This is a genomic window from Spongiibacter sp. IMCC21906, assembly GCF_001010805.1.
GTDB lineage: Bacteria > Pseudomonadota > Gammaproteobacteria > Pseudomonadales > Spongiibacteraceae > Spongiibacter.
The window spans coordinates 2,945,412-2,969,420 of the sequence record NZ_CP011477.1 but is presented as its reverse complement, the minus strand read 5'-3'; the positions used below and the strand labels follow the sequence as shown (position 1 = coordinate 2,969,420).

Sequence of the window (24,009 nt, the reverse complement as noted above, 5' to 3'; positions counted from 1 at the left end):
TGAGAGAAGCCGGCAGTGGGCTGCCGGCTTGGAGTGGGGTAAACCAGTTGAGATTAGACGTGAATGCCTTTTAGTACGGCTGCCAATGCGACTTGCTCGTTTGAGGGTTCGGTTTTTTGACCGCCTTCATCTTCACCTTTCGCGGCGGCAGAGTCGGGGAAGGTTCTGAATACCGTGTTCATAATAATTTCGGTGGCTTTAGGCATAATTGCATTCAGGACCTGCATGGTAATCCCCAGCGCGGTTGCAATCCGTTTGGGGCGTTGAACAATCGCCTCGCAGATCATATCTGCCGCCTCGTCGGGAGACAGGGTGGGCACCGCGCTATAAATTGAGGTGGGTCCAATCATTGGCGTTCTTACCAGCGGCATATTAATGGTAGTGAAGGCGATATTACGGTCAGAGAATTCTGCCGCCGCGCTGCGAGAGAAGGCATCCAATGCCGACTTAGATGCGGCATAAGCAGAAAAACGTGGCGAGGTGCCAACAATCACTGCGATAGACGAGATATTAATGACATGGCCTTGGCGACGGGCCAGCATGGAGGGAGATAAACCCATAATCAGTCGAATGGCGCCAAAGTAGTTGAGCTGCATGGTGCGCTCAAAGTCGTGGAAGCGATCAAAGGTGAGTTCCAGCGAACGCCGAATAGAGCGCCCGGCATTGTTAACCAATACATCGACGTGATCGTGGTTTTCTAGCACGGTGCTGACTAGCTTGTCGCAGGATTCCATATCGGAAACATCGCAACTGTAAGCCACACTTTTGCCGCCACGCCTGGCAATTTCTTTTTGGGTTTCTTCCAGTTTGTCTAAGCTTCGGGCAACCAGAACAAGCTGCGCGCCAGCATCGGCCAGCTTCACGGCTGCAGCCTTGCCAATACCAGAAGAGGCGCCGGTAATGACAATCACTTTGTCTTTAACATTGCCTCGCAGCGAGCGGTCTTTAAACAACTCCGGATCGAGGTTGCGTTCCCAGTAATCCCAAATTTTAGCGGCGTAATCTTCTAAGGGGGGCAGGCTGATACCGCTACCTTTTAGGGCTTTTTCCGTGTCGCGGCTATCAAAACGGGTGGGCATATTAATAAATCCCATAGCCGCTTTGGGGATGCCGTAGTCGGCCAGCATGGCATTGATAATCCGTTTTACCGGAGGCAGGCTTTTAACAATGCCGAGCACACCGGGGGGAATAAACGCGAGCATTCTACTGTCGATGCGCAGTGCAAATTTAGGGGCGTGGGCGGCTTTGGCAAAAATATTGAGTACTTGTCCCACTTGTTGGCCGCTGGGATTGGTCAGATGAAAGCAGCGGCCATTTAAACCCGATTTATGAGACAGGTAGTCCATTGCATCGACGACGTAGTCCACCGGAACAATATTCATTTGCCCACCTTCAATACCGATTAACGGAATCCATTGGGGAATGCGGCTGCGAATTTGTTGAATAAGTTTGAAGAAATAATATGGGCCATCAATTTTGTCCATTTCTCCGGTTTTGGAATCGCCTACCACCATGGCTGGACGGTAGATTTGGTAAGGGATGCTGCACTGCTGTCTTACCAGCCGCTCCGAGTCGTGTTTGGTTCTAAAATAGGGGTGGGACAGGCCTTTTGCCTCTTCAAACATATCCTCGTTAAACACGCCCCGGTATAAGCCCGCGACAGCGATGGAGCTGGCTAAGTGAAAGCAGCCCGCGGACATGGTTTCGGCAGCCGCAATGGCATTTTGAGTGCCGGCAATATTACTGACTTCCTGGCTGGCGGCATCCGCTTTTAGATCGTAAATGGCAGCCAAGTGGTAAAAGTGTTTTATGTTGCCGCTGAGCAGGTCCAAATCCTTGCGGCTAATGCCGAGATTTTTCTTGGACAAGTCGCCATTAATCGCCACTAAACGGTCGCTGTTTAAGCCGGTTTGCTCCAGCAGGTTTTTATATTTTTGCTTAGATCCCTTGCGCACCAGTACATAGATGGTGCCCCGGTGCTTGGCCAGCCGCTCAATTAGAAATCTGCCAATAAATCCGGTACCGCCGGTAACAAAGTAGCTCATGGTTGACTCTCCTGCTGGTGAAAACGGCTCTTGATAGAGCGATTATTATTTCTTTAAAGTTTTGTTGACTGCTGTGTTGTTAACCCCACCGCCTCTTCGAGTTCGGTAAAGGCCTCGTGAATATAGTCTCCTAAACGCTGTAGCTCAGGCATGGCTGAACTGGCTACCAGCCCAAACTGTAGGCGACCGTCGTAACTGAACAAGGTGATATTGAGATGATTGTTGGGTGTGAGAGTACTGATGGGGTACATCTCTTCGAGCTGGGCACCGCCAAGATACAGCGTCTTTGCCGGGCCGGGCACATTCGAGACCAAAGTGTGACCCAGCGGTGGTGCGGCGTCCCCCAGCTTTAAGGCCTCGGTAACCATGGCCAGGCTGCCCAACAGCACAGTGTAGGCAACAATAGAGCCTGCAGGTACGCCGTCTACCTGATAGCGAACGTTGCGCAGGGTAAAACCAATTTCTCGCAGTCGCTCATAGGGGTCGGTGGTTTTGCTGGCAAGCTCGACCAAGACGATGCCGATTTTATTGCCCAAACTGTCGTCGCCTTCTTGGCGTAAATTCACGGGCATTTGAATGGTGATGGGCTGGTCAATGTCTGCCGAACAGCTTTCTAAATAACGGTGCAATGCCCCATCGATGCAGGTTAAGGCAATATGATTCAGTGTGGATCGGGTTTGGTGGCGTAATTTATTGACCCGGGCCATGGGTACGGCGGCGGTAGCGATTTGACGGCCTTGAACCACCTGCCCATTTAACGGCGTATTGGGGTTAGCTTTAAACGGAACCGCAACGGCATTTTTGGTGAGGTTAGCCATTTCCAGTGCCAACTGCGTGCTGAGTTTACTCAGGCCTATCGCTGAGCGTAGGTAGCTCGTTGATTGTCCGGCAACGCCGGTCAGGGATTTTAACAGCGACTTTTCTTCTGCTATACGAGTGGATGCGCCGGACCGTTTGAGGTGATGCCATATTGGGCTAATTGCTTTCGTGCGAGCCGTGGTGGATAAAGACTTGGCCAGCCACGCCGCCATTGTCATGCCATCGGCATAGGCGTGATGGATTTTGACGTACAATGCGAAGCGGGTCGGATCAATGCCTTCAATAATGTGGAATTCCCACATGGGAGCGTCTCTTCCCAGACGCTCGCTATGTAGCGCTCCAGCCAGTTTGTAGAGGCTGTCGCGAAAATCGCTACCCTTAAGCTGGTGGAAATGAATGTGGTCGGCAATATTGAAATTAGCGGCGGTTTGCCAGTGCAGACCACGGAAAAGGTTAAACTTAATAATTTGGTTAAAAGGCGGCTGTAGGTCGTCGTTACCACCCAAATATTGTTCCGCAGCCCGATGCACAAAATCGGGTCCGGCTGAAGCAGGCTTTTTAAAAATCATTACCCCACCCACATGTTTTGGGCTGGCATCTGACTCGGTTAGCAAGAAAGCCAAGTCCATCACTGAAAGCGTTGCCATGTGCTCTTCATCCCCAAACGGACTTGCCGTTATAAACCGATAAGCTGCCGCACTGCGGGCACGGCTGAATTTGTGTAAGCTTCGCAATGGCAAATTTGCATATGCCTGATTGCGTGACTCTATCGTAGTCTAGGCACATATTGGCCACTCCGCTATTGCCGAACTTGCAGCAATAGCCGTTTTTTAGGCCAACTTATATAAAGAATTCGCAACCGGTATCTGAACAGGGGTTTACGACCAGCGCCCCCTGGGGATATGACGGCATGGGGTAAGGATCAGTGGAAGTAAATATGAAAAAAGAAGCGAAGCGTGCGGCAACGCTGGTATTGGTAAAAGATAGTGACGAAGGCTTGCAAACCTTGTTGCTGCGTCGTCACAAACAGTTGAAAGTCGGGAGTGGGAGTTGGGTGTTTCCCGGTGGTGCTATTGACCCTGAAGACGGCCTGCTTGGCGAGCAAGAGCAGCATACCGCGATGGTAGCGGCGCTGCGGGAAACGCAAGAAGAGGCGGGCCTGGATGTGCCGTTAGCGGGTTTGCAATTTCTCTCTCATTGGACGACACCGAGCGGTTATCCATTTCGCTTCGCCACCTGGTTTTTTGTGACTGAGGGTAGCGATGCTCCCGTTAAGGTGGATGGCGAGGAAATGGACGATTTTCTGTGGGCTAGCCCTGCACATTTCCTGCGTTGCCATGAGGCTCGGCAAATGTTGATGTTGCCGCCTACTGTTGTGACACTCTGTGAGCTTGCCGCTTGCGAGAATGTTGCTGCAGTGAGGGCGTTTTATGCCAACCGCGAGGCGCCATTTATTGAGCCGGTTAAAGCGAATAACCCCGCATTAACATGCATGATGTATCCGGGTGATGCGGGTTTTGAAAGCGCAGACGATAGTTTGCCGGGACCCAAAAATCGCTGTTATTTAGACAATGATGTCTGGCGCTATGTGTGCGGCCCCGAATAAGACGTTGGTCGAGGAATTTTTTGCGAAGGATTTTTTTCTCCGGGGTGTTTAATCAGTAACGGCCGTTCAAAACCCTAAATTTGGAGTAAATCCTATGATGAACGTAAAAACTGTTTCTATCGCCATGATTCTTCTGGCATCTATGTCAGTGCAAGCAGATGCTGGAGCGTTTAAAGGCAAACATGCCAACCTGCTTGATCTGGATAAAGATGGTGTGGTCAGTGCTGAGGAGCTTAGCCAGCACCGTCAAAAAATGTTCAGTGAAATTGACAGCAATGGCGATGGCTTTTTGACTCGGGAAGAGAACGAAGCCTTTAAAGAAAAAATGCGTAAAAAGCATGATCGCTTCAGCCGCGCTGATAGCAACGAAGACGGTAAAGTCTCTGCCGATGAGTTTGCAGCGCAGTCTGAGAAAATGCAGAAGAAACTCGATAAGGATGGTGATGGCACGATCAGTCGTGAAGAAATGCGCGGCGGCAAACACCGTAAGGGTGGCTGTGAGCATGATCGCGGTTACGATCGCAAGGGCAAGGATACGGGCGAGTAGTCAGGAGCTGTCGCATTGATGCAGGTATCTGATACAGCGTTAATGCGACGGTTGAGCTCGGGTGATCAACAGGCCTTGGCTATTTTGATGGAACGTCATGCTGGCCAAGTGCTCAACGTGCTTTATCGCATTGTGCTATCTCGGGATGAAGCGGAGGACCTCTGTCAGGAGGTATTTGAAAAACTTTGGTATCAGGCAGGGACTTGGGAGGATAAGGCCCAAGTCTCAACTTGGTTATACCGGGTTGCATCCAACCTCGCCATAAACCACCGCCAGCGCTTTCAAAACCGTCATGTCATCGATAGTGATGAAGCCGTTCGTCTAAACGATGAACAAGGGAATGATAGTCATAACAGCAGCAGCGACAGTATTGATGGCGCAGATCGTCAACACCGGATCTCAATCGCTTTGGCGAGCTTACCTGAGGCCCAGCGTATGGCGATGGTATTTCGCTACTATCAAGGATTGGCCGTAAAGGAGATTGCACACATTATGGACAGTAGTCCTAAGGCCATAGAATCGTTGCTGAGCCGGGCTAAGCCCCAGCTGAAATCTCTATTGGGAGATTTATACCATGAACTTTGAGCGTTATTTTGACAAACAACTGACTGCATATGGCTCCGATATAAAGGTGTGGCCATTGTGGTGGCGGGTGGTTTTGCCGTTGTTGTTAAAATTGCAGCCCAAGCTGGCAAAGCAATGGCATGCCGCCCTAGAGGACGAGCGGCGAATGGAGCGCATGTTGACTCAGCTGCCTCAATTGACACTTAGCCCCCAAATGCAAGCTCGACTTGCCTCGATCTCGTCGCGTCCTCAGGCGTCCTTGGGCCCCACTCCGACTTTACCGGTATGGCGGCTAGGTATGTCTACGGCGCTGGCATCGGTGATGTTGGGTTTTTTGTTGGGAGCGGGTGGTTTGCTGGCACCACCGGATGCAGCCGCCGATTTTGAGCTGGATAGCACGGCAAATTATGAAGTAAGCGAGTGGTTGGCGGAGGCTGAGGAATGAAGCGAAATAAAGGTTTGGTCATTGCGTTGTTGGTGTCTCTGGTCGGCAACGGCATACTGCTGGGGCTTTATTTTGGCCAGCAGTATTCTGGTAAAGACCGCTGGGCCATGCGGGAAATGAGCCATAAACTGCTTAAAGATTCACCGTCAGAGTTTGCTGATGTGCTTAAAAAGGCCATGCACGAGCATAAAGGCGAAATGCGTAGCTCTTTTCGTGAGCTGCGTCAGGCCCGCCGGGAGATGGTGGGTATTTTAAAGCAGGAGTCGGTCACTCAAGCTGAACTGCAAGCTGGCTTTGGTCGGGTTCGGGCTGCAGACGACAAACTAAAAAGTGAAATACACAACGTGTTAGCCGAGGTTCTGCCCGGTGTGCCTGTGGAGCATCGCTTGGAGTTGGCTAAGTGGGAGGACAAAAAAATGCGGCGGCCACATAAAGGTAAGCAGCCACCGCCAAAACATGGCCCTGAATAGGACTGACTGCTACCGAACGGGATGTAGGCTCAAAGGAATACAATGGTTGAAGATTATTAGAGGCATGGCACATTGAAATGAAGCTAACTGGGGCATTGCTAGGGGCATTCGTGTTGCTGTGTATTTTTGCCGCTTTATCGTTCTATAAAAACGGTGAAACAATCAGCACGATGAGTGGCAAGGTGCAAAAGTGTGAGGTGCTTGGCGGTGGCGAAGTAGAACCCTTATCCCATGCCACCATTAAAACCGAGCATGGCCGTTATGTTATTGCCAGTCTGAGCAATTGTAGTTCGGGTGATGAGGTGATTGTTTCCATTAAACGAGGTGCGCTGTATTTGAATACGGTGTATGCAGCAGACAAGATATAGCAGATGAGATGGCCGCTGCTGTTATTTGCCGCCTGCCCAGCTTTTGATCAGTCCCTCTATTGAAAAATTCCTCTATTCTTAAAGCCCCTCTATCTCCCCTGCATACCATCGTTTGCGCCATCGGCTGAGTACTCTTTCTGGGTACCAGCTTTTTCCTAAACTGCCGTTATATCTTGCTAATGCCCGAAATAGGCCGCCTTTTTCCTTGTTGATGTAAAACTGGAGAATCTGGCAGCCGTAGCGGAGGTTGGTTTCGACTTTGCTTAGGTTGTCATCACTTCGGCCGATTTCCGCCTTCCAAAATGGCATGACCTGCATAAGCCCTTGCGCACCGGCGCTGGACACGGCAAAGCGGTCAAAGTTACTTTCTACTTCAATGAGTGCCAGCACCAGTTCTGGATCTAGTTTGGCGGCTCGGGCTTCGCGATGTACTAAGCGTAAAAACTCCAAGCGTTGCTGGGGCTCTGGCATAAACCGAGTTAAGCGTCCGGACATGTCCAGCAACCAGACTTCCGCGTCGAATCGGTCGTCGAAGCTATCGGCTTGGGCGATGGCCAGCTTAAGGTGCTGACGCAGCTCCGCGCGGTCTTTTTCTGCGACAAAGGTACTGCCGGCAGTGGAAAGACTGAAGCTGAGGAGCAGCGTCAGGGTAACAAGGCCTAGGCCTTGCTTAAGCTGAAAATTGCGTATCAATGAAGTCCACAACCTCGTCAATAGCCACATCTTGATTGTCGTTTGCTCGGCGAAATTTATATTCCAGCAGTCCTTTCTCTAAGCCTCGGTCACCGACCACAATCCGGTGGGGAATTCCCAGCAGTTCCATGTCGGCAAACTTAACGCCGGGACGCTCGTTGCGGTCATCAAGAATCACGTCATAGCCTTTGGCTAAAAGCTGGGCGTAGAGTTTGTCTGACTGGACTTTAACGGCATCTGATTTTTGGTAGTTAAGGGGCACAATGGCTATTTGGAATGGCGCAATGCTATTGGACCAGATAATGCCTTTGTCATCGTGATTTTGCTCGATGGCGGAGGCGACCACGCGGGTCACACCAATGCCGTAACAGCCCATAGTCATGGTTTGCTGTTTGCCGTTTTCGTTGAGCACAGTGGCGTTCATGGCCTCTGAATATTTTGTGCCTAATTGGAAAATGTGGCCCACTTCAATGCCGCGCTTAATGAGTAGTCTACCGTTGCCGTCAGGGCTGGGGTCGCCTTCGACAACATTGCGGATATCGGCGATTTCAGCTGCGGCCACATCCCGCTCCCAATTGACGCCGGTCAGGTGGTAGCCATCTTCATTGGCGCCACAGACAAAGTCGCTGCAGTGCGCAGCGCTGCGGTCAATAATACAGCGAATATCCAGGCCTACTGGCCCCAGTGAGCCGGGTTTGCAAGACAGGGTTTTATCAATGTCTTCTTCGCTGGCAAAGGTTAAGGGGTTGGCGACGCCGTTGATTTTTTCAGCTTTAATTTCATTAAGCTGATGATCACCTCTTAATACCAGGGCAATCAAATCCTGCTTGCCGTCTTCGTCAGCTTCACTGTAAACCACTAAGGTTTTTAGAATGGTATTGCTTGGGCAGTTGAGCTGGCTTGCTACTTCGTCAATGCTGTGAGCGCCGGGGGTGGCTACTTTTTCTAATTCTGCCGTCGCCGTGGGGCGCTCGCCCGCAGGGGCGAGGGCTTCTGCCATTTCGGTATTGGCGGCATAGTCTGAGCTGTCAGAAAAGGCAATGTCGTCTTCACCTGAAGAGGCGAGGACATGAAATTCATGGGAGCCGCTGCCGCCAATGGAGCCGGTGTCGGCAATGACAGGGCGGAAGTCCAAGCCCAGCCGGGTGAATATGCGGGTGTAGGCGCCGTGCATGACCTCGTAGGTTTGTTGCAGCGACGCTTGGTCATTGTGGAAAGAGTAGGCGTCTTTCATTATAAATTCTCTGGAGCGCATAACCCCAAAGCGTGGACGAATCTCGTCTCTGAATTTGGTTTGAATCTGATAAAAATTTGCGGGAAGCTGCTTGTAGCTTTTGATTTCGTTGCGAATGAGATCGGTGATGACTTCTTCGTGAGTTGGGCCGAGGCAAAAGGCCCGGTCATGGCGATCAGAAATCCGCAGTAATTCCGCGCCATATTGCTCCCAGCGCCCCGACTCCTGCCATAGCTCGGCGGGCTGCACCACTGGCATCATGACCTCTTGGGCGGCACTGCGGTCCATTTCTTCGCGGATGATACGCTCAACCTTGCGCAGTACTCTCAGGCCCATAGGCATCCAAGTATAGAGGCCAGATGCGAGCTTGCGTATCATTCCCGCCCTAAGCATGAGCTGGTGACTAATGACCTCCGCATCGGCGGGGGTTTCTTTTAATGTGGCGATAAGGAACTGGCTGGCGCGCATGGTATTGTTTATGCCTATTTTTGAAGAACGACTTTTGGGATGTTGCGTCAGCGGGCATTTTACGATTGATCTGCAGCGCGGTACAGGGCAAGGGAGAGACGATGTTTAATTTGGACAAAACCTTGGCAAGAGATTGCTTGGCAGTAGGGCAGTTGCCCTTGTGCCAGATTTTATTGATGAACGATAGCCAATACCCTTGGTTGATTTTGGTGCCTCGCCAACAGGGATTGCGGGAAATATGTGAATTGGATGAGGCTCAGTTAGCGCAGTTTTGGCAGGAGTCCAATATCGTCAGTCAGGTTTTGCAAGAGCATTTTCATGCTGAAAAACTTAATATTGCTGCCTTGGGAAATATGGTGCCCCAGTTGCATATTCATCACATTGCTCGCTTTGCGGCAGACCCGGCATGGCCTAAGCCGGTATGGGGAGCGTTGCCAGCGACGCCTTATTCCGAATCTCAATTAGCCCAGAGACTAGAGTTACTCCGGGGCGCACTGCTTGCGATGGATGGCAGTTTTCAAGCCGCGTCGGGTTGATGCTTTGCCAGGAGGGGTTATGTGTCGATGCTAGCAAGCTATGACGCCATTGTTATCGGCGCTGGCATTGTTGGCGCGTCGACCGCGTGGCAGCTTCAGCAGCAGCGGCCTGATTGGCGAATTCTTATTCTCGACAAGGAAGCCGAGCCCGCTCAACATCAGAGTGGGCATAATAGCGGCGTGGTACATGCGGGAGTGTATTACCCGCCGGGCAGCATGAAAGCGCAGTTTTGTAAGGAAGGCTGGCAGCAGACCTTGGCATTCTGTGATCGTCACAATATTCAATATCGTCAATGCGGCAAATTAATTGTCGCCAGAGACCAAAGCGAATTGCCGGGCCTGGATGCTTTGCGTCAACGGGCCAGCCAAAATGGCTTGCAGGTATCAAGACTGAGCGCAACAGAGCTCCGTGAGCGGGAGCCGTATTTGCGTGGTGCCGGGGCCATAGAAATACCTGCAAGTGCGGTGGTGGATTACCGGCAAATTACCCATATGCTGTTAACTTTGTTTCAGAACGATGGCGGCGAGTTGGAGTTGGGAAGTGAGGTACAGGCGTTACATGAAGAGGCCGGCGGTGTCACAGTAGAAACTGCAAGCCGCTCACTTTTTTGTCGACACTTAGTTTGTTGTGCAGGGTTGATGGCCGACCGCATGGTGCGGCTAATGGGTTTGCCCTGCGATTTTCAGATTATTCCTTTTAGAGGTGAGTTTTATCGCTTGGCTGCGCGCTGTGATAACTGGCTGAGTCATCTCGTTTACCCGGTGCCGAACCCCAGTCTTCCATTTTTGGGTGTGCATTTAACCTTAGCTGTGAAGGGTGGAGTAACAGCTGGACCCAATGCCGCCTTGGCTTGGCGGAGGGAGGGCTATCATCGCGGCGATGTCAGCCTTGCGGATAGTGTTGAAATGCTGCGTTTTGCCGGCTTTTGGAAGCTGCTGAAAAGGCACTGGCGACCAGGCTTGAAAGAGATGTCACACTCTTATAGTAAGGGGCTTTACCTTGCGTTGTTGCAGCGTTATTGCCCAGATATTATGGCCGATGATCTCTCTGCTCACCCCTCAGGCGTCAGAGCACAAGCCGTCGGCGTTAATGGTGAGCTAATGCAGGATTTTCACTTTATACGTACGGTAAACAGCTTGCATGTGTGTAATGCCCCGTCACCCGCAGCTACTTCTGCGCTGCCGATAGGTCGACATATTGTGGCCCAGTTGTTACAAAATTAATGGGCTAATATTGCACAATACTGCCATTTTATAGGGGTTTTTGTAGTGTTTTAGTGCGCCGACCCTTGTATTGCCGTAGTTGATGGACTATATGTACACGCTAGCACTAGTTGCTGGGTGATTCTTGCAGAACGGGTTGCCCTGAGTGCTGTTACTTTTTCGGGCTAATTCTTACACTCAGCGTAAATAAATAGGAATAACGAATATGGCGATTAAGAAAGCTACGGCTAAAAAGAAGGCTGCACCTAAAAAGGCCGCTGCAAAGGCTAAAGCTGCACCCAAAGCAAAAGCGGCTGCCGCAGCACCTAAGCGTAAAACCACTGCAATCAATGAGAAAATGACCAAAACTCAAATTCTTACTGAAATTGCAGAAAACACTGAATTGAGCCGCAAGCAGGTTACGGCGGTGCTGGATGAGCTGGAAGTGCTGATTCAGCGCAGTATCAAAAAACGTGCGTTGGGCGAATTCACAATACCTGGCTTGATGAAAATCACCACGGTTAAAAAGCCTGCAACTAAAGCCCGTAAAGGTGTTAACCCCTTTACGGGTGAAGAAACTACGTTCAAGGCTAAGCCTGCCAGCGTTGCGGTTAAAGTCCGTCCGTTGAAAAAGCTAAAAGATTTCGCTGTCTAAGCGAGTCTTAAATCGGATTATCGGGCCGCTTAGCGCCCGGTAATCCGCTCTCTCCATCGTTTTGCCCCTTCTTTTTTTCGTAGACGTTTTTCGACTCCGCCGCTTTGCGTTATAATCGCGCTCCTTTTTCCCGGCCCTGTGGCCACTTTGCCTTGGCTTTTTGTATTGGGAGGATGTTCCAATGCCTATTTATGAGTACGGTTGTGAGTCTTGTGGTCATGATATGGAAGCGCTGCAAAAAATGAGCGATCCTGCCCTGATCGATTGTCCGGCATGCCAGAAGCCGACGTTGGTGAAGAAAATTTCAGCGGCGGCCTTTCGTTTAAAGGGCGGTGGTTGGTACGAAACCGATTTTAAGACCGGTGATAAAAAGAAAAATCTGGCAGGGGATGGTAAGTCTTCTGGCGGTGCTTCTTCTGATAGTGCTGGTGGGGCCGCGAAAAGTGCGCCTTCGACAGCAGATTAATTAAAGCAAACTTGATACAGCGAGAATTAAATAAATGCGCAGCCATTATTGCGGTAGCCTAACCACGGCGTTTATCGACCAAGAAGTCACCCTGTGTGGATGGGTTGACCGTCGCCGGGATCACGGGGGCGTGATCTTTTTGGATATGAGAGACCGCGAAGGGATTGTGCAGGTGGTGTTTGATCCTGATACCGAAGCCTCGTTTGCGCTGGCAGATAAGGTTCGTAGCGAGTTTGTACTGAAAATTCGTGGTCGAGTGCGGGCCCGTGATGCGGCTACCGTGAACTCGAATATGCCCACTGGCGAAATTGAAGTCTTGGGCAAAGAATTAGAGATTTTGAACGAAGCTGCTACGCCGCCATTCCAGTTGGATGATCATACTGAAGTCGGTGAAGACGTTCGTTTGCGCTACCGCTACTTGGATCTACGTCGCCCGCAAATTGCTGACAAGCTGCGCTTGCGTGCTCGCATTACTTCCGTGTTGCGCCGCTATTTGGACGAGCAGGGGTTTTTGGATATTGAAACGCCGATCTTGACCAAAACTACCCCAGAAGGTGCCCGGGACTATTTGGTTCCCAGCCGTACCCATGCGGGTAAGTTTTTTGCGCTGCCCCAGTCGCCCCAGCTGTTTAAGCAGTTGCTCATGGTCTCGGGGTTTGACCGCTACTATCAAATTGCCAAATGTTTCCGGGACGAAGACCTGCGGGCAGACCGCCAGCCAGAGTTCACCCAGATCGATATTGAAACCTCCTTTATGGACGACAAGGAGATTATGGCGGTGACCGAGAACATGATCCGCAAACTCTTTGCTGAAGTGATGGATCTGGACTTGGGCGAGTTTCCTCGTATGGCTTACGCCGAAGCGATGTCTCGGTTTGGCAGTGACAAGCCTGATTTGCGTATTCCGCTAGAGATCGTGGACGTGGGCGATTTGATGACAGAAGTGGAGTTCAAGGTGTTCTCCGGTCCGGCGAAAGACCCCAAAGGTCGTGTTGCGGCGTTAAAAGTCCCCGGTGGTAATGCGGCCCTCACCCGCAAGCAGATTGACGCCTACACCAAGTTTGTCAGCATTTATGGCGCCAAAGGGCTGGCCTATATCAAGGTTAACGATAAAGCTGATTTGGAAAATGGCCTGCAGTCGCCAATTGTTAAGTTTTTGCCGGAGCCGGTTCGTGCTGCGATTCTTGAGCGGGTGGCTGCCGCAGATGGCGATCTGATTTTCTTTGGTGCCGATAGCACGAAAGTGGTGAATGAAGCCTTGGGTGCACTGCGTTGCAAGTTGGGTGAAGACCTCAATCTTTACACCTCCCAGTGGGCACCATTATGGGTGGTGGACTTCCCGATGTTTGAAGAGGATGACAAAGGCGGCTGGACGGCGCTGCACCATCCCTTTACCGCACCGGCGTGTACAAGCGAAGAATTAGAATCTTCACCAGGTGAGGCTCTGTCTATCGCCTACGATATGGTGCTCAATGGCACTGAATTAGGCGGTGGCTCGGTTCGTATCCACCGTCAAGATATGCAGCAAGCGGTATTTCGCCTGTTAGGTATTGGTCAAGAGGAAGCCGACGAGAAGTTTGGCTTCTTGCTGGATGCCTTGAAATATGGCGCACCGCCGCACGGTGGCTTGGCCTTTGGTTTGGATCGCTTGGTCATGTTGATGACGGGTGCGAAGTCCATCCGGGATGTTATTGCCTTTCCTAAAACTCAAAGTGCCGCTTGTGTGATGACCGACGCGCCAGCGTCAGTAGAGAGTAAGCAGCTGACTGAGCTGAATATTCGTGTTCGTAAAATAGAAGAGTAAATGAATACAGCGCCCGCTCTGTCGGGCGCTGCTTGCCTGTAACGGGAGCGATTTATGGCCGGACACAGTAAATGGGCCAACATCAAACACCGTAAAGCCGCACAAGACGCCAAGCGCGGCAAAATCTTCACTAAAATTATCCGCGAAATCGTGGTTGCTGCCCGAGAGGGCGGCCCCGCGCCTGAAGATAACCCGCGTTTACGGGCGGTGATGGATAAGGCGCTGGGCGCCAATATGAAACGCGATACCATCGATAAAGCTATTGCTCGAGGCGTGGGTAATGCGGATGGCGATAATTACGAAGAAGTCACCTATGAAGGCTATGGCAATGGCGGCGTGGCGGTGTTGCTTGAGTGCATGACCGATAACCGCAATCGCACCGTTGCCGAAGTTCGTCATGCGTTTAGTAAACGTGGCGGCAACCTTGGCACAGATGGTTCGGTCGCGTATTTGTTTAGTCGGCGGGGGCAGATATTTTACCCCGTTGGCAGCGACGAAGAGCAGATTATGGAGGTAGCCCTGGAGGCGGGCGGCGAAGACCTGATTAATCATGCGGATGGCAGCCTTGAACTATTAACGCCTTGGGAAGATTTTCTGGAAATAAAAGAAACAATGGTCTCGGCAGGTTTCGAGCATGAAAGTGCCGCGGTCGCGATGCTGCCCGCTACCACGGTGGAACTGGACCTGGCTGGCGCTGAAAATATCCTCGGCCTTATTGATATGCTTGAGGATTTAGATGACGTGCAAAACGTCTATACCAATGCCGATATCCCGGAAGACATTTTTGACGCGCTAAATCAAAATTAGGCCGCTTTTCCAGCCGGCGGGGCGGGGTCGATTGGCGAGCCCTGTGTTAATAAATTATTTTCTCAGTCCCCTGTCTAGTCGTGTCTTTATCGCTGTCATTCTGTGCATAATAGCCCCGTAAAATGGGCTGTGTCCCTGAGTATTATGTCGCGTTGTAGCAGGTAGGGTGTTTGCCCTAAAGGCTCATCATTTTGTTGTTGAGCGCTGATATAGTTGTGCGATCGACGGTGCGAAAGCGGATTGCAACGTAAATGCGTAAGCCCTAGAGGCAGACTATGACCATCATCTTGGGCGTCGACCCAGGTTCACAGAAAACAGGCTTTGGGCTTATTGAGAGCGACGGGACTCGTCACCGTTATTTAAGTAGCGGCGTTATTCGCTTACCTCAAGGGGCCTTGCCCCCGCGCCTGGATATTATCTTCAAAAGCCTGAATACGATTATTGATGAATTTGCCCCGGATCAGGCGGTGGTGGAAGAAGTGTTTATGGCCAAGAGCGCGGGCTCGGCGTTAAAGCTGGGACAGGCCAGAGGTGCGGCAGTGGTCGCCTGTGTGAGTCGTGATTTGGCTGTGGCGGAATATACGGCTCGGCAAATAAAAAAAGCGGTTGTCGGCAGTGGTGCGGCCACCAAAGAACAAGTGCAAGAAATGGTGCGTATTTTATTGGCGTTACCCGCCGTGCCACAAGAAGATGCGGCGGATGCACTCGCCGCAGCTATTTGTCATGCTAATGCCCAAAGCGGTTTAGCGAAAATGACGATGCTGCCCACGGAAGGTCGAATGCGCCGGGGCAGATTGAAATAACAGTAACTCAGGATAATTATGATTGGACGATTGCGGGGAATACTGCTGGAGAAGCAGGCTCCCGAAATACTTATTGATGTCAACGGGCTGGGTTACGAAGTGCTGGTGCCAATGACCACCCTTTATAGTCTGCCGCCAGTGGGGCAAGAGGTGAGCCTTTACACCCAGTTTATAGTTCGGGAAGATGCACAAATATTGTTCGGCTTTGCTGATACGGCGTCTCGAGCTTTATTTCGAGACCTGATCAAGGTCAATGGCGTTGGCCCCAAGTTGGCGCTAACCGTGATGTCCGGTATTGATAGCGATGATTTTGTACGCTGTGTGCGCAGTGGTGATACCGCCGCACTGGTAAAACTGCCGGGGGTGGGCAAAAAAACCGCCGAGCGTCTGGTGATGGAAATGCGCGACAAGCTAAAAGCGTGGGAGCCTTCAGCATTGAGCGACGGTGGCAGTCCAGTGCCCACGGTGAACAATTATATTGCCGAAGCGGAAGCCGCGCTGGTTGCCTTGGGCTACAAGCCCCAAGAAGCCAGCAAGGCAATCAATGCGCTTGCGACTGACGGCTTGAACAGTGAAGAGCTGATTCGCGCCGCCCTAAAAAATATGATCCGCTAATTTCCGGATAAAGAAAATGATAGAAGTTGATCGCCTGGTGGCTGCAGATGTCACTGAAACTGGTGAGGAGCGCTACGACAGGGCGATTCGACCTAAAGCCCTGAGCGACTATATTGGTCAACCGGTTGTGCGTGAGCAAATGGAGATTTTTGTCAGCGCTGCCCGGGGTCGAGGCGAACCCTTAGATCACACCTTGATTTTTGGCCCTCCCGGATTGGGCAAAACTACCCTTGCCAATATTCTTGCCAATGAAATGCAAGTCTCGCTGAAAACGACCTCTGGTCCGGTGTTGGAAAAAGCCGGTGACTTGGCGGCGTTAATGACCAACCTCGAAGCTGGCGATGTTCTGTTTATTGATGAAATTCATCGCTTGAGCCCTCATATCGAAGAGGTGCTCTATCCGGCAATGGAAGATTACCAGCTGGATATTATGATTGGTGAAGGTCCGGCTGCTCGGTCAATTAAACTGGACTTGCCACCCTTTACCTTAGTGGGCGCTACTACCCGAGCTGGTTTATTAACGTCGCCACTACGTGATCGTTTTGGCATTGTTCAGCGACTTGAGTTTTATGGTGTTGAAGACTTGGCTACCATCGTCAGCCGCTCCGCATCAATACTGGGGATGCCACTGGATAAAGCTGGAGCCCTGGAAATTGCCCGCCGTTCGCGGGGAACGCCACGCATTGCCAACCGCTTGCTGCGCCGGGTGAGAGATTATGCTGAAGTGAAGGGCAACGGCACAATTAACGCGGATATTGCGGACCGAGCTTTGAATATGCTCAGTGTCGATAGTAGTGGCTTTGATCATCTTGACCGCCGGTTGCTGCTGACTATGATTGAGAAATTTGATGGTGGCCCTGTGGGGATAGATAGTTTGGCAGCGGCCATCAGTGAGGAGCGGGGCACGATTGAAGATGTATTGGAGCCTTTCTTGATTCAGCAAGGCTTTATTATGCGCACCCCAAGAGGGCGTGTGGTGACCAATAACGCGTATCGTCATTTTGGCTTAGACTCGCTAGGGAAAGGCGTAGATCAAGCTGCTGAAAGCGACAGTAACAATGAGTCAGGAACGCTATTTTGAGTGTATTTCAGTTTCCTGTTCGGGTTTATATTGAAGACACCGACGCTGGCGGTATTGTTTATTATGTCAATTATCTAAAGTTTATTGAGCGCGCGCGTACAGAGTGTTTTAGGGCGTTGGGCTTTGATAAAGCGGCGATATTTGATGACGCACTGATGTTTGTCGTCAGTGGTATGACTGTTAAATATTTACATGCGGCTAAACTGGATGACGAATTGGTGGTCACAGCTACCGTAACAACTGTCGCCAGAGTCCGTCTTGAGTTTGAGCAAGATATTTATCGCGATGGAACAAAGCTATTTACGGCCAAGGTGCAAGTTGCCTGTGTGGATCGAGTATCCCATAAGCCCAAGCGAATTCCAGAAACACTATTAACCGCGCTTGCGGAATCATCAGAAAAAGGGAGTTGAAACGTGGGACAAGAGCTTTCCATTTGGCAATTGGTAAGCCAGGCCAGCTTATTTGTACAGCTGATTATGCTGGTGTTGCTATTGGCATCAGTGGTGTCCTGGTATGTCATTGCCCAGCGGGTAATGTATTTCAACCTGGCTGACCGGGAAATGCAGCGTTTTGAATCACGCTTCTGGTCGGGGGTGGATCTTAATACCATGTACAACGAGGGCAGCGACACAGCCCAGTCGGCAATGGGGATGGAGTCTGTATTTCGTGCCGGCTTTAAAGAATTTACCCGAATGGCAAAAAAGCGCATCGACAATGACGCGATGATGGAAGGCTGTCAACGGGCCATGCGGGTGGCGTTGTCACGCGAAGAAGAAGCAATGGAAAGTAACCTTCCATTCTTGGCAACCGTGGGCTCCACCAGTCCCTACGTCGGCCTGTTAGGTACGGTATGGGGAATTATGGGGTCTTTCCACGGTTTAGGTCAGGTTCAACAGGCTACTTTGGCAACGGTTGCACCGGGTATTTCTGAGGCGTTGGTCGCCACGGCAATGGGTCTGATTGCCGCTATTCCTGCGGTGGTTTCGTATAACCGCTTTTCTTCTCGGGTGGATTCTTACGCCGGTAAATATGAGACCTTCATGGAGGAATTTTCCAGCATCCTTCATCGTCAGGTCCATTCGCGCTAAGGAGTCCGGGGATGTCGCGGCGTAATAAACGCAAACCCATGTCCGACATTAACGTCGTTCCTTATATCGACGTTATGTTGGTGCTACTGATTGTTTTTATGGTGACAGCGCCTTTGCTTGTGCAAGGGGTACAGGTTGATTTGCCAAAAGCTTCTACCGAGCCGGTGCCAGAAACCGACGACGATCCCATTGTGGTGTCGGTAGATAAGGACGGACAGTACTTTGTCACCTTAGGCGACCCTGATCAGCAAGGTGAGCCGGTCGCGCTGAGTGTGATTGGTGAAAAACTGGAGAAAATTTTACGCAACAAGCCCAAAACGCCCGTCATGGTGAAAGGGGATAATGCGGTTAATTACGGTAGTGTTGTGTCGGCAATGGCGGTTCTGCAGGGAGCGGGTGCGGAATCTGTCGGCTTGATCACCGAGGAACCACCGGCTGGCAGCGGGAAATAGCGCATGTCGTCGGAATTTAAACTGGTTCCTGCTGCTGTCACGTTTTGCCTTCATGCTCTGGCGATTGTGGTGTTGGTAGTGGGTTTGCCCGGTAGCACTGAGCCTTTGCAGGTGAAGCCAAAACCTAAGGTGATTCAAGCTAAGTTGGTTATCGATAAGCCCAGCAGTCGAGCCGCTTCCAAGCCTGCGCCACCTGAAGCCAAGCCGAAACCGGTGATTAAGCCAAAACCTAAACCCAAACCAGAGCCTAAGCCGGAGCCAAAACCTAAACCCAAGCCAAAACCTGAGCCTAAACCGAAGCCCAAAGGCCCAACACCAGAGGAAATTCGTAAGAAGAAGGAGCAGGAGCGTAAGGCCGAGGAAAAGAAACAGCGGGAACTGGAAGAGCGTATTCGTCGGCAGCAAGAACGTGAGTTGGCCGATGCGCTCGCGGCAGAGTCTGAAATCCTTGACTCTGCAGAGCAAACCTCCAGCTATGCCGAGTTAATTCAGGCGTTGGTGGAGCAAAATTGGTCGCCGCCGCCAACCGCGCGCAATGGCATGGTGGCTGTAGTTAAAATTGAAACGGTTCCCACTGGGGATATCGTGAATCAATATATTGTAGAAAGTAGTGGCAATCCTGCGTTTGATCGTTCGGTCATTACCGCGATTGCCCGACTTGGGAAAATTGATGAGTTAGCGGATTTGGCAAGAGAGAATATGTCTGCCTATGAAGGAAACTTCCGCAGCTTCCGATTTAAATTTGCACCGACGGAATTGAGGCGCTAATGCTTACTAGAATTTTGTCAGTACTACTTGTGTGCTGTCTTGCGAATGTGGCCAGGGCAGAGCTGGTTATTGAAATTAACAAGGGTAATGATGACCCGATTCCCATAGGCATTGTGCCTTTTGGTTGGGATCCTGGATTGTCTGTATCTGAAGATATCGCCTCAATTGTTGAGAGTGACCTACACCGCAGCGGTCTGTTTGAGCCCTTGAGCCGCAACGATATGCTCAGCCGTCCTAACTCCTCGTCCGAAGTGTATTTTAAAGACTGGAAGAGCCTTGGGGTTGACTATGTTGTGGTCGGAACGCTGAAGGCAGCGGGTGACAATTTGATTGCACAATATGAGTTATTGGACGTTAATACACAGCGTTTGATTATTGCCGGCACTGAAACTGCCGGTCGCGACAAGCTGCGTTATTTGGCTCACTCCATCAGCGACCAAATATATGAAAAACTCACGAATATCCGCGGTGCATTTCGCACTCAGCTGCTCTACATTTCCGCCGTCAGAGAAGGCGACAATCGTGTCCGCTACCGACTGTTAAAGAGTGATATTGATGGTGCCAACGAAAAGGTGCTGTTTGATGGTCGGCAACCCATTATGGCCCCTACCTGGTCGCCAGACGGCAAGAAAATTGCTTACGTTTCTTTCGAGACTTCCCGCCCTGCAATCTATATTCAAGATTTGGGAACGGGAGCGCGTCGACAGATTACCGATTTTAAAGGTTTGAACAGTTCGCCAGCGTTTTCGCCTGATGGGCGAAAAATGGCGATGGTGTTGTCAAAGGATGGCAGCCCAGATGTCTATGTAATGGACTTACAGACCGAGCAATTGCAAAAAGTGACTAATCATTTTGCAATTGATACTGAGCCCGCTTGGGGGCCAGATGGCAAGGTGCTGTATTTCACCTCGGATAGAGGCGGCAAACCGCAGATCTATAAGGTGGAGTTGGCAAGTGGTTATGTAGAACGCGTCACGTTTGAAGGTGACTACAACGCCAGAGCTAGAGTTTTGCCCGACGATTTGGGGCTAGTTATGGTACATAGAACAAGGGGGAACTTTCACATTGCCGTGCAGGATTTCAAGCGCAATCGCGTAGAACTGCTCACCTCGACGGCTTTGGACGAGTCACCTAGCGTGGCACCGAATGCCAGTATGCTATTGTACGCAACAAAGCATAACGGTAGCGGTGTTCTCGCAGCAGTATCGATAGATGGCAATGTGAAGTATCGCTTGCCCTCTCGATTCGGAGATGTGCGTGAACCGGCTTGGTCGCCTTATCTGCATTAATGATGTAGCCGGAAATGGAATGTCCGTGTCAGTGAGAGATAGTAGCCTTATTGACCGGTGTGTTTAATCTAAATGTGAAGGGAAAATGCTATGAAATACCAAAGTAAAATGTTTTTCGGCGTTGCGTTACTGAGCGCATTGTTAGCCGGTTGTGCATCTACCGATACCGATAGCAGTGGTCAAGCTGGTGATGATGGCATGAGCACCTACGTCGACAAAAAAACCGATACCGCTTCTAGCTATCAAGCAGAGGTAGATCCAGCCAGTTTGGAAACGGTTTTCTATTTTGATTTTGACCAAGCTAACTTAGACGCTAGCACCCGTGCTGATTTGGACGCGCAAATTGCACGTCTGAAAAAATCAACAGGTCCTATCCGTCTAGAAGGTCATGCAGACGAGCGTGGTACTCGCGAGTACAACATAGCACTGGGCGAGCGTCGTGCTAACGCAATTGCTGATTACATGGCAATTAACGGCATTCCTCGCTACCGTATAGAAACAGTAAGCTACGGTGAAGAGCGTCCGGCAGCATTCGGTCAATCCGATTCTTCCTACGCGAAAAACCGTCGTGTTGAACTTAAGTAAGTAACTTTGTAGGCGGACTGATGCATTTTAAAGAACTTTCTCTTTTATTGAGCTTTGTTGTGTTACCTGGTTTGGCTGTGGCCCAAGCGCCGGTAGTGGATATCGGTAGCGGTGGTCGTCAACAGGCAAATAGCCAGCAAAGCATGCAGGGTGAGTTGTACCAACAGTTGCAACAACTTCGTCAGGAGATGATGCAGCTGCGAGGTACCATTGAAGAGCAAGGGCATCAGATCCGCCAACTCAAACAACAAAGTCTAGATCGCTATATTGATCTGGACCGTCGTATTAGTGGAGCAGGGGCAAACACCGTGCCCGCTAGCGAAGCAGAAGACACCATGCTTGACGGTGACGCTGTGGCAAACAGCGGCGATGCCGGAATGGCTGCAGCAGGTGCCGGAGCCCAAGTTGGTGCTGTTGCAGGCACTGGGGGACGCTCGGGAGGTGACTCGCCAACATCTGCATCCACTGGGGCCGCCGCTAGCGGCAGCCGTGTAGCGGGTGAGGTGGCCGAGCCTGCGGATACCAGTAGCACCGGTGATCCATCCAGTGATTACGCAAAAGCCTATGGCTTGGTGAGAGACCGCAAGTTTGATGAGGCGATTGTCGCCTTTAATGAATATGTCGCTAAATACCCTGACGAGCGCTATACCCCAAATGCTTGGTACTGGTTGGGTGAGCTGTATCTTGCCGTAAAACCCCAAAATTTGCAGGCTTCAACCCAGGCCTTCCAAAAGCTGCTGGCAGACTTTCCCAATAGCGGCAAAATTCCGGCGGCAATGTATAAGCTGGCAACGGTTTATTTTCTTAATGATCAAAAACAGAAATCTAAAGAGCTGTTAACCCACGTCATTGATCGTTATAGCAACACTGGAAACTCCGCAGTACAAAAGTCTCGGGAGTTTCTACGCAAGAATTTCTGATAAGCTAGCGCTTTTTTATGGCGGCGAACCATTGGGGTGCGCTGCCAAGCGGATTTTTGCATGAGCGCTACTACCTCGCTTCGTATTACCGAAATTTTCTATTCCCTACAGGGTGAGTCTCGCAGTCTGGGCTTGCCTACGGTATTTGTGCGCCTGACCGGCTGCCCCCTGCGTTGTCATTACTGCGACACTGAATACGCTTTTCACGGCGGCGAGCGTAAAACGCTGGCGGATATCATGGCCATTGTCGCCTCATTTTCGCCCCGCTATGTTTGCGTTACCGGTGGTGAACCCCTTGCCCAGCCGAATTGCCTTGTCTTGTTGCAGGCGCTTTGTGACGAAGGCTATGAAGTCTCTTTAGAAACCAGCGGCGCCATGCCAGTTGCTGATGTGGACCCGCGGGTGTCAAAGGTGATGGACTTAAAGACCCCCGCGTCGGGCGAGCAACACCGCAATTTAATAGAAAATTTGGCTTTTTTGGGCAGTAACGACCAACTCAAATTTGTACTTTGTGACCGACAAGATTATGACTGGGCGCGGTTTGAGATTGAGCGTCACGGTTTGGTGGGCAAAGTGGGTGAGGTCTTGTTCTCTCCCAGTTTTGGCCAATTAAATGCGACCGACCTGGCTGATTGGATCGTTGCAGATAATTTGCCGGTGCGCTTTCAGATGCAGTTGCACAAATTGCTCTGGAATGATGCCGCTGGTCACTAACAAGCCACAACGTATGGAGAGGAGGAAAGGGTGAAGAAGAAGGCAGTTGTACTGGTATCAGGCGGTTTAGATAGTGCCACCGTCCTGGCCATTGCCAGAGAACAGGGTTACCAATGTTATGCCTTAGCCTTTGATTATGGGCAGCGTCACCGGGCCGAGTTATTGGCCGCCCAACGTGTTTGTGAGCACCAAGGTGCCGAAGAATTTAAAATTATTAAGCTCGATTTAAGCAGTATTGGTGGTTCTGCCCTCACCGATATGAATATTGATGTGCCCGATGCCGGTGGCAGCGGTATTCCCGTAACGTATGTTCCCGCCCGAAATACCGTGTTTCTGTCGATAGCCCTAGGCTGGGCTGAAGTTTTGCAGGCCGATGACATTTTTATTGGCGTGAATGCTGTCGATTACTCCGGCTATCCTGATTGTCGGCCCGATTTTATTAACGCCTTTGAAACCCTTGCCAATTTTGCAACAAAAGCCGGAGTGGAGGGGCATAAGCTCCACGTGCAAACCCCGTTAATGGCGTTGAGCAAGGCCGAAATTGTGTCTTGGGGCAGTAAACTTGGGGTGGATTATGGTTTAACTGTTTCCTGTTATCGGGCAAATGAAGCTGGAAAAGCCTGCGGACGATGTGACAGTTGTCAGCTGCGGAGTCAAGGGTTTATGGAAGCGGGACTGCTTGACCCGACAGCTTACCTATGACTTATCGCTATCTTAGCCCCTGATTACTATAGTTGGCTGATAAAATTGAAATTTTTCCATTTTCACTGTTGTCTTTTGGTCTCAAATCCGTATCATAAGCGCCTCTTTCGGGGCCGTTAGCTCAGTGGTAGAGCAGTTGGCTTTTAACCAATTGGTCGATGGTTCGAATCCATCACGGCCCACCATCAAATTCCGAAGAAAATCAAAGCGTTGCATATATGCAGCGCTTTTTTTTCGCCTGGACTTTTTCTCTGTGGTCACT

The 24,009-nt window shown here is 50.8% G+C and carries 28 protein-coding genes and 1 tRNA gene; 25 read left to right on the top strand and 4 right to left on the bottom strand.

Going from position 1 to position 24,009, the window contains the following annotated elements:
- Positions 1-53: 53 nt before the first annotated feature.
- On the bottom strand, positions 54-2,045 hold the full coding sequence (locus IMCC21906_RS13670; RefSeq protein ID WP_047012630.1) for an SDR family oxidoreductase: 1,992 nt from the start codon (positions 2,043-2,045) through the stop codon (positions 54-56).
- A gap of 53 nt (positions 2,046-2,098) precedes the next feature.
- Positions 2,099-3,511, bottom strand: a complete 1,413-nt coding sequence (locus IMCC21906_RS13665; protein ID WP_047013441.1) for a wax ester/triacylglycerol synthase family O-acyltransferase — start codon at positions 3,509-3,511, stop codon at positions 2,099-2,101.
- A 290-nt stretch (positions 3,512-3,801) separates the two neighbouring features.
- On the opposite strand from IMCC21906_RS13665, the gene IMCC21906_RS13660 reads away from it, so the two are divergent.
- The 6 genes from IMCC21906_RS13660 (at position 3,802) to IMCC21906_RS13635 (ending at position 6,864) form a co-directional block, all read left to right on the top strand.
- Positions 3,802-4,470, top strand: coding sequence for an NUDIX domain-containing protein (locus tag IMCC21906_RS13660; RefSeq protein WP_047012629.1), 669 nt, complete (start codon positions 3,802-3,804; stop codon positions 4,468-4,470).
- 94 nt (positions 4,471-4,564) lie between these two features.
- Positions 4,565-5,017 carry an EF-hand domain-containing protein gene (locus tag IMCC21906_RS13655; RefSeq protein ID WP_047012628.1) on the top strand — a complete coding sequence of 151 codons (453 nt, stop codon included), beginning with the start codon at positions 4,565-4,567 and terminating at the stop codon, positions 5,015-5,017.
- Between the two features lie 18 nt (positions 5,018-5,035).
- On the top strand, positions 5,036-5,602 hold the full coding sequence (locus IMCC21906_RS13650) for an RNA polymerase sigma factor (protein WP_047012627.1): 567 nt from the start codon (positions 5,036-5,038) through the stop codon (positions 5,600-5,602).
- Entirely contained in the window at positions 5,592-6,026 is a 435-nt protein-coding gene (locus IMCC21906_RS13645) for a hypothetical protein (RefSeq protein ID WP_047012626.1), read from the top strand. Before IMCC21906_RS13650 ends, IMCC21906_RS13645 begins: the two co-directional genes overlap by 11 nt.
- The gene (locus tag IMCC21906_RS13640) at positions 6,023-6,496 is read left to right on the top strand and encodes a periplasmic heavy metal sensor (protein ID WP_047012625.1); all 474 of its coding nucleotides are present in this window, start codon (positions 6,023-6,025) and stop codon (positions 6,494-6,496) included. Before IMCC21906_RS13645 ends, IMCC21906_RS13640 begins: the two co-directional genes overlap by 4 nt.
- 77 nt (positions 6,497-6,573) lie before the next feature.
- Complete coding sequence (locus IMCC21906_RS13635) at positions 6,574-6,864, top strand: hypothetical protein (protein ID WP_047012624.1); 291 nt, start codon at positions 6,574-6,576, stop codon at positions 6,862-6,864.
- Positions 6,865-6,942: 78 nt separating this feature from the next.
- Here the strand turns inward: IMCC21906_RS13635 and IMCC21906_RS13630 are convergent, their stop codons facing one another.
- Both IMCC21906_RS13630 and IMCC21906_RS13625 read right to left on the bottom strand, forming a co-directional pair.
- Entirely contained in the window at positions 6,943-7,554 is a 612-nt protein-coding gene (locus IMCC21906_RS13630; protein ID WP_047013440.1) for a lytic transglycosylase domain-containing protein, read from the bottom strand.
- Positions 7,535-9,259, bottom strand: coding sequence for a proline--tRNA ligase (locus IMCC21906_RS13625; protein WP_047012623.1), 1,725 nt, complete (start codon positions 9,257-9,259; stop codon positions 7,535-7,537). Before IMCC21906_RS13625 ends, IMCC21906_RS13630 begins: the two co-directional genes overlap by 20 nt.
- Positions 9,260-9,360: 101 nt before the next feature.
- Between IMCC21906_RS13625 and IMCC21906_RS13620 the strand changes: the two genes are divergently transcribed.
- The 19 genes from IMCC21906_RS13620 (at position 9,361) to IMCC21906_RS13530 (ending at position 23,932) form a co-directional block, all read left to right on the top strand.
- Positions 9,361-9,795 carry an HIT domain-containing protein gene (locus tag IMCC21906_RS13620; RefSeq protein WP_047012622.1) on the top strand — a complete coding sequence of 145 codons (435 nt, stop codon included), beginning with the start codon at positions 9,361-9,363 and terminating at the stop codon, positions 9,793-9,795.
- 27 nt (positions 9,796-9,822) lie between these two features.
- Complete coding sequence (gene lhgO / locus IMCC21906_RS13615; protein WP_047012621.1) at positions 9,823-11,019, top strand: L-2-hydroxyglutarate oxidase; 1,197 nt, start codon at positions 9,823-9,825, stop codon at positions 11,017-11,019.
- Positions 11,020-11,224: 205 nt separating this feature from the next.
- On the top strand, positions 11,225-11,653 hold the full coding sequence (locus IMCC21906_RS13610; protein ID WP_047012620.1) for an HU family DNA-binding protein: 429 nt from the start codon (positions 11,225-11,227) through the stop codon (positions 11,651-11,653).
- Between the two features lie 181 nt (positions 11,654-11,834).
- A complete protein-coding gene (locus tag IMCC21906_RS13605; protein WP_047012619.1) occupies positions 11,835-12,119 on the top strand; it encodes an FmdB family zinc ribbon protein in 285 nt (94 codons plus the stop codon).
- 34 nt (positions 12,120-12,153) lie between these two features.
- Positions 12,154-13,923 carry an aspartate--tRNA ligase gene (gene aspS / locus IMCC21906_RS13600; RefSeq protein WP_047012618.1) on the top strand — a complete coding sequence of 590 codons (1,770 nt, stop codon included), beginning with the start codon at positions 12,154-12,156 and terminating at the stop codon, positions 13,921-13,923.
- Positions 13,924-13,977: 54 nt separating this feature from the next.
- The gene (locus IMCC21906_RS13595; RefSeq protein WP_047012617.1) at positions 13,978-14,730 is read left to right on the top strand and encodes a YebC/PmpR family DNA-binding transcriptional regulator; all 753 of its coding nucleotides are present in this window, start codon (positions 13,978-13,980) and stop codon (positions 14,728-14,730) included.
- A 275-nt stretch (positions 14,731-15,005) separates the two neighbouring features.
- Entirely contained in the window at positions 15,006-15,533 is a 528-nt protein-coding gene (gene ruvC / locus IMCC21906_RS13590; RefSeq protein ID WP_047012616.1) for a crossover junction endodeoxyribonuclease RuvC, read from the top strand.
- Positions 15,534-15,551: 18 nt separating this feature from the next.
- Positions 15,552-16,148 (top strand): Holliday junction branch migration protein RuvA, encoded by a 597-nt coding sequence (gene ruvA / locus IMCC21906_RS13585; RefSeq protein WP_047012615.1) that lies wholly within the window; start codon positions 15,552-15,554, stop codon positions 16,146-16,148.
- Positions 16,149-16,164: 16 nt separating this feature from the next.
- On the top strand, positions 16,165-17,229 hold the full coding sequence (gene ruvB, locus IMCC21906_RS13580) for a Holliday junction branch migration DNA helicase RuvB (RefSeq protein WP_047012614.1): 1,065 nt from the start codon (positions 16,165-16,167) through the stop codon (positions 17,227-17,229).
- On the top strand, positions 17,226-17,639 hold the full coding sequence (ybgC, locus tag IMCC21906_RS13575) for a tol-pal system-associated acyl-CoA thioesterase (RefSeq protein WP_047012613.1): 414 nt from the start codon (positions 17,226-17,228) through the stop codon (positions 17,637-17,639). Before ruvB ends, ybgC begins: the two co-directional genes overlap by 4 nt.
- A 3-nt stretch (positions 17,640-17,642) precedes the next feature.
- On the top strand, positions 17,643-18,317 hold the full coding sequence (gene tolQ, locus IMCC21906_RS13570) for a protein TolQ (RefSeq protein WP_047012612.1): 675 nt from the start codon (positions 17,643-17,645) through the stop codon (positions 18,315-18,317).
- Between the two features lie 11 nt (positions 18,318-18,328).
- On the top strand, positions 18,329-18,769 hold the full coding sequence (tolR, locus tag IMCC21906_RS13565) for a protein TolR (protein WP_047012611.1): 441 nt from the start codon (positions 18,329-18,331) through the stop codon (positions 18,767-18,769).
- A 3-nt stretch (positions 18,770-18,772) separates the two neighbouring features.
- Complete coding sequence (locus IMCC21906_RS13560; RefSeq protein ID WP_047012610.1) at positions 18,773-19,537, top strand: energy transducer TonB; 765 nt, start codon at positions 18,773-18,775, stop codon at positions 19,535-19,537.
- Positions 19,537-20,826: a Tol-Pal system beta propeller repeat protein TolB gene (gene tolB, locus IMCC21906_RS13555; RefSeq protein ID WP_047012609.1), complete on the top strand. Its 1,290-nt coding sequence runs from the start codon at positions 19,537-19,539 to the stop codon at positions 20,824-20,826. The genes IMCC21906_RS13560 and tolB overlap by 1 nt, the downstream gene beginning before the upstream one ends.
- Before the next feature lie 90 nt (positions 20,827-20,916).
- The gene (locus IMCC21906_RS13550) at positions 20,917-21,411 is read left to right on the top strand and encodes an OmpA family protein (RefSeq protein WP_047012608.1); all 495 of its coding nucleotides are present in this window, start codon (positions 20,917-20,919) and stop codon (positions 21,409-21,411) included.
- 20 nt (positions 21,412-21,431) lie between these two features.
- Entirely contained in the window at positions 21,432-22,331 is a 900-nt protein-coding gene (gene ybgF, locus IMCC21906_RS16420) for a tol-pal system protein YbgF (protein ID WP_052763544.1), read from the top strand.
- Positions 22,332-22,391: 60 nt separating this feature from the next.
- Positions 22,392-23,045, top strand: coding sequence for a 7-carboxy-7-deazaguanine synthase QueE (queE, locus tag IMCC21906_RS13540; protein WP_047012607.1), 654 nt, complete (start codon positions 22,392-22,394; stop codon positions 23,043-23,045).
- Between the two features lie 30 nt (positions 23,046-23,075).
- Positions 23,076-23,747: a 7-cyano-7-deazaguanine synthase QueC gene (queC, locus tag IMCC21906_RS13535; protein WP_047012606.1), complete on the top strand. Its 672-nt coding sequence runs from the start codon at positions 23,076-23,078 to the stop codon at positions 23,745-23,747.
- 110 nt (positions 23,748-23,857) lie between these two features.
- Positions 23,858-23,932 (top strand) — tRNA-Lys (locus IMCC21906_RS13530).
- Positions 23,933-24,009 lie beyond the last annotated feature (77 nt).